Origin of the sequence: Metallosphaera yellowstonensis MK1 (assembly GCF_000243315.1) — an archaeon.
GTDB classification, from domain to species: domain Archaea; phylum Thermoproteota; class Thermoprotei_A; order Sulfolobales; family Sulfolobaceae; genus Metallosphaera; species Metallosphaera yellowstonensis.
The window spans coordinates 1-5,676 of the sequence record NZ_JH597755.1; the positions used below are offsets into that span (position 1 = coordinate 1).

Below are 5,676 nucleotides of genomic sequence, written 5' to 3' on the forward strand. Positions count from 1 at the left end.
TCACAAGTTCAAAGTAACCAGAGTAACGTGTACGTGAGTATCGCAATACTAATTGTGGGACTAATGGTGGCTTTGTACATCTGGGTAAGTGAGAGGAGGAAAGGTTGAGAGCGATACTATCTAGTGGGGAAGGGTGACTTACACGTCTGTCCATCCTTCGCGTCCTGGACCTGAGAATGCAATGGACGGGGGTTTGTGATCCAGCAGTACGGGGCTTTTCGTTAACTGCCTTGAAACCAAGACAAAATCTAAAAAGTGATGTGACCCTCAATTTTCTCTGGTCAGCAATTGTGGGAATCTTAGAGAGGTAATACAGGAAAGTCGGTATTAGCGAGAAGTTTTTTGACGTCGTCCTGCTGAGAAGGTGCGGAAAGGGATCGATCGAGTTCGCTAGGGAGAGGCCGGTCAGGGAGGTCAACAGGCTGGGCGTGGTCAGGGGAGGAGCAGGAAGGTTAATTAGCGCTAGTCCTCATGATCCCGGTAGGTGGGAGGGCCAGCGTGAGGAACGCGGCCGAGACGTTCGGGTTGGACTACTCAAACCTGCTGGGGGCGTTGGGAGAACTCGACGACACGTGGAGGGACTGGAGGTCCTGTCAGACTGGTGAAGGGTCAGGTGGCCGTCATCATAGACGACACCGTGGACCACGACGCTCCAGGGGGAGGGACGTGAGCCCCCGAGAACTACTGGATCTACTGCCACACCCACGGGAGGTTTGAGAGGGGCGTGCAGCTCCTCACGGTCGCCATAGTGGACCTCTCCACGGGCAGGACGTTCATGGTGGGGGCCTTCCCCTACGCCGTGAGGAAGATGTTGGATTTGGGGATGGTCGCCGAGTTCAAGACCAAGAGTTGGACGTGCTCAAGGGGCGCTTCCGCGTGTCCAGGGTCGTCTTCGACTCGTGGTACTGGTCCGAGAAGCTCGTGACGGACAACGTGGTGTCTGAGCTCAAGTCCAACCGGAGGCTCCTCAGGGTCGAGTCGGTCCAGGGGACCCTCGAGGAGGTGGAGGGACACCTCCGAGTGGGAGACCTACCCCCCGGAGTCTACTACGCCGACCTGACCCTGGGAGACCGAGTGGTTACGGTAAAGTTGCTAGTCCGGGAATATAAACGTGACTCCGGGACACACGCCAGGTACCTCTACACGACCGACCTCTCGCTCAGCGAGGAGGAGATCGAGGAGGCCTGGAGGATGAGGTGGGAGATCGAGGAGCTCCACAGGGACGTCAAGGCCCTGGGACTGGAGGACTCCTCGTTCTGGAGGAGGGAGAGACTCCAGGGCTACCTCACGATCTTCACCATCATGACCAACGTCGTCAGGGAGCTGGTGGGGGAGCTTAACCTGAGGAGCGTGGAGGCGTTCCTCAGGTTCGTTGAACGTCATTTAGGCGGACCACCTGGGCTGATGAAAATCTTTAAGTTACGTTAAAGTCCCATAACTGCTGTATATTAATTTATCAGAATGTCTTTGTGAGGCGTTATCGCTTCAAGGTATTGTTCAATCAAGCTGATTTTAGGTCTTTATTATCTATGTCCACTCCACAATTTTTTATCATTATAAATATACTCTCTTGTATCATGAAAGTACGACACTTCTTTTTGGGTACTAAATACCTTGTATATTTTACTTAGTTTATTTGGTTTAAACTCGTCGTCGTCCTCTAGAAATGCCAAAATTTCACCCTTTGACTCTTCAATTCCTACGCTAACTTGCTCCCCATAGCTAGGAGTATCATATATAATATTTTTATAGCCTAATTTTGCAATATAATCGTCTATGTCTTTATCTTCAAAGTTCTTAACTATAACCACTTCATATAATCCTTTATCTAATAACTGAGTATAAACGCTCCTTATTGCGTTTTTAAGGAACTCTTTTCTATTATAAGCTGATATAATTACGCTAATTAACATTTAGGAGTATAATACATAAGCGGTTAATAAATTTTTTATTACACTATAGATTAATTTATGAAAATTTTGTTCGCATTAATTAGCACGGGACTAACCGGCGGAGTTAGATATATCTTTGAAGTAGCTAACGGGTTAAAGGATAAAGGTTATGATGTGAAAAATAGTTGCTTTGACCGGAGATCATAGTTGGTTCAAGAATTTAAGGGCAGAAGTTATTTATAAGCCATTAAACTTAAATACGTTTAGTTCGGTAGTGTACGCTTTTTACAAGTTTTATAGATACGTTACTCTACGAAGTGCTAAGAGAAACCCTTATGATACTTTTCTTTTAATTTCGTCTAAACTCGGTGTAAGACCGGACATTATTATTGAATTAGCTGAGTTAATCAGAAGCTTTGACTCAGACGTTACTGTTGCGACTTATTACTTGACAGCGTTCTCAGTTTGGTTTTCACAAAATAAAAAACCCATTTTATTTGATGCAAGACTTTCCAGAACTGGTAGAGGGAAATGAAGGAAAGTTAGGCTTAAACATGTTTTATCACTCGCTAAAGTTACCATTCTCTTTTATAACAGTCTCTTCTTACGCTAAACAACTAATTGTGGAAATAATCCTACAGCGAAAGTTACCATAGCGCATCCCGGAGTTGATTTGAACATTTTTAGACCAAGAAGAATGAATAGCCAAAATCAGAAGAAGAGGGTTATGGTAATATTAAGGGGGTCTAGGTTTAAAGGTGACGAAGTAGCACTGGAAGTCTTAAAGAACGTTAATAAAAAGGTTCCTATTCATGTAGTTTTTGTTGGAGGTAAAAGTCTTTTTAGGCATTATTCAAAGACTATAGGATTAGACTTCGAATACTCAGTATTTTCTAACGTATCAGACGAAGTCCTTGCTGAACTTTATTCGTCATCAGATGTTTTTCTCCATACATCTTATGCTGAAGGCTTTGGTTTACCTCCATTAGAGGCTATGGCTTGCGGAACTCCAGTAGTTATGAGTGATAATAAAGGTTCTAGGGATTACGCTATAGATGGTTTTAATACGTTAATATCGCAACCTGGCGACGTTAAATCCTTGTCAGATAATTTACTGAAAGTGATTCAAGATGATAAACTGAGGGAGAGAATGATAGAGAATGGACTAGAGACTGCCAAAAAATTTACATGGGCAAAAACAGTAAAGAATTTTGAGAAAGCTTTAAAAGAAATAAATTAAGTTATAAAATAGTATAATAAAATTGTATTAATTTCTGGTTTACTGTTATTGATTTACTGTAGTAAATGTATAAGTTTTAATTGTTATAGAGCTTATTTTTATAGTTTAAAATACATCATTTCTACTCTTTGTTAACAGCTGAGTTGAACGGTTTAATTTAGTATCGTGCCAGATGAGGGCAAACTATCTTCAAATCACATTATATGCGTCGTCAATATAGGTTACGCTTGGGTTCAATAACTGTAAACGTATGAGGACTTTGATAATTCGTTTCTCAAAAAATATTAACTGGTAATTTAAGCTATACTTGTGAAGTCAGCAGTAATAATTACAGTTTACAAGAGGTATAAGTATATTGATGAAGCGTTAAACTCAGTTTTATCTCAAACAGTCAAACCAGATCAGATAATTATAGTAGCTGACAATCCGAAGATGTTGAACAACTCTATAAATGCAACTGTGATTGAGGCAGATTATCCACAATTAGGAAAGAAGATGTTTGATGCAATTAAGGCTCTAAGAGATGATATTGACATTGTATATTTCCTTGAGGACGATGATATGTTTCATAAAAATAAAATTGAATATATAAATAAAATTTTTGAGAAAAGAAGAGATATAGTAACCGTTCATAACTCAAGGAAATTAGTGGACGAGAACGGTATTGATTTAAATTATGAATTAGATAAAATTCCATTTGAAATTGAGATAAGGAAGGACAATATTGTTCAGATAATTAGGGAAAATTACTTTCTTTTAAGCAATAATAGTTCTCTTTCTATAAGAAAAGACACTCTAAAAAAAATTAAAAATTATATAGCTCAAATCGATATATCAGTTGATTTAGTAATAATATATTTTTCATTAGTTTTCGGAAAACTATTACATATTCCTGAGAAATTAACTTATTTCAGAGTAGGTTCTGGTTCGTCTACTATTGGTAATACTCATAGTTCTGATGAATTCAATGAAAGAAAAGGGAAAATTGTATGTACCTTTAATAGAACAGTAAATGATTTATTGAAAATTTATTCTATGCTGCCAGATTGTGAAAGCTGTAAAAAAATAATTAAAAGAGATCTTCTTTATTTATACCTTTATTTAAGTGCTGAAAATAATTTCGTTAACTGCGATTATAAGGTTAAAGTTCCTTCTTTAGTTCGCATTTTTGTTTTAACACTAGACTATTATCTTAAAAATATAATATCGACAAAAGATCTTTATAATGTTACAAAAGGGGTTTTAGCGCAACTAATCTTAGGCAAAAAGAAAGTATCTGAGATGAGAAGCAAAAAGGGATATTAACCGTTGACCGGACTTACATAATTTTTAGAACGTAAATGTTCTTTTATATACTGGAACTTATTCCTATTATTATGTCATGCTATCAATTGTTATTCCTACTTCCAATGCTGAGGATACAATTGGTGAGTTATTAGAAAGCATTAAAGCTCAAGACTTCCATGACGATTATGAAGTAATCATAATAGACAACGGTTCTAAAGATAAGACCGAAGAGATTGTAAAAAATACATAGACCACTTACCGATAAGATACTATAAATATGAGGGAAAAACTAGGTCATGCAGGAGCTATAAATGAAGGAATAAGTAAAGCTAAAGGAGAATACATTTTAATTTTACACGACGATCTAGTTCTAGGAGATAGAGACTGGATTTCAGTAATGCTTGAAACGGTCAAAAAAGATGAAAGGATTGGCATAGCTTCTTCGCTTTTCATTACCCCAGTTAAAAAACTCAGGAGTACGGTTAATAAAATATTCTCCTATATTTACATACTAGGGTGGCACGATAAAGTACCTAACTTGCCTATAATGGAAGTACTATATAGCGGGCTGAATAACGATCTTATTAGAAGAGAAGTTATAGAGAAAGTCGGCTTGCTTGATAACTCATATAAATACGGTATGCACGACATAGATTTTGCTGAAAGGGTTAGAAGAGCCGGATATAAGATTGTATTAAATCCTAAAGTACATGTGGAGCACTTACTTTCTTATTACCAAAAATCGTTAAAATCTCATTTGGTGGGCGATTCAGGGCTCCATTGCGATTTCTATTTGTTTCTATAGAATGAAAGTGACTTAATTGATCCTACATCAGTAACACTAAAAAGGGGACGAGCGCTAGGTCATACCATGAGATCTCTATCCAATCACGTGGTGACCTCGCTCGTCCCCGAGTTACTTGGGAAGGACGCGCCATTAAATGAAATAGCTGAGATCGAGAGGAGGGCCCTGGAGGAGAGGAGGACCTCCCCCAGGTACGTCAGGGGGAAGGAGGTGAGGAGGAGGGGTTACGCCAGGTACAGGTTCTTGAAGGAGTTCAAGGTCTCCCTCCGGGCGGTAGACCCAAAATCACCTCCTTGAAAATAAATCTATATTATTAATAAGCGGTTCTATTGATTTAAGTAGAAAATCTTTTAGATAGAATAAATCATCAGAAAACAAGAGTATTAGGAGTAACCTGAACTCCTCCCTCCTCACCTCCCCTTGAACACGGTGTACAGGGAGTAGAGGACCAC

3 protein-coding genes and 4 pseudogenes are annotated in these 5,676 nt (G+C 39.3%); 5 read left to right on the top strand and 2 right to left on the bottom strand.

The window, feature by feature from the left end; all coding sequences use genetic code 11:
* The first annotated feature begins 356 nt into the window (after positions 1 to 356).
* A pseudogene (locus METMK1DRAFT_RS00075) lies at positions 357 to 1,428 on the top strand (transposase).
* Positions 1,429 to 1,523: 95 nt separating this feature from the next.
* Here METMK1DRAFT_RS00075 and METMK1DRAFT_RS00080 read toward each other — a convergent pair.
* Positions 1,524 to 1,913, bottom strand: a complete 390-nt coding sequence (locus tag METMK1DRAFT_RS00080) for a glycosyltransferase family 2 protein (RefSeq protein WP_009069279.1) — start codon at positions 1,911 to 1,913, stop codon at positions 1,524 to 1,526.
* Between the two features lie 676 nt (positions 1,914 to 2,589).
* Between METMK1DRAFT_RS00080 and METMK1DRAFT_RS00085 the strand changes: the two genes are divergently transcribed.
* The 4 genes and pseudogenes from METMK1DRAFT_RS00085 to METMK1DRAFT_RS00100 all read left to right on the top strand — a co-directional run.
* Positions 2,590 to 3,132, top strand: a complete 543-nt coding sequence (locus METMK1DRAFT_RS00085; RefSeq protein WP_009069285.1) for a glycosyltransferase family 4 protein — start codon at positions 2,590 to 2,592, stop codon at positions 3,130 to 3,132.
* 309 nt (positions 3,133 to 3,441) lie between these two features.
* Positions 3,442 to 4,437 carry a glycosyltransferase gene (locus METMK1DRAFT_RS00090; RefSeq protein ID WP_009069287.1) on the top strand — a complete coding sequence of 332 codons (996 nt, stop codon included), beginning with the start codon at positions 3,442 to 3,444 and terminating at the stop codon, positions 4,435 to 4,437.
* A 76-nt stretch (positions 4,438 to 4,513) separates the two neighbouring features.
* Positions 4,514 to 5,224: pseudogene (locus tag METMK1DRAFT_RS00095) on the top strand (glycosyltransferase family 2 protein).
* Positions 5,225 to 5,290: 66 nt separating this feature from the next.
* Positions 5,291 to 5,491: pseudogene (locus tag METMK1DRAFT_RS00100) on the top strand (IS256 family transposase); the annotation flags it as partial.
* Positions 5,492 to 5,509: 18 nt separating this feature from the next.
* On the opposite strand, the pseudogene METMK1DRAFT_RS16930 reads toward METMK1DRAFT_RS00100, so the two are convergent.
* Positions 5,510 to 5,676, bottom strand: a pseudogene (locus METMK1DRAFT_RS16930) (ISH3 family transposase); the annotation flags it as partial.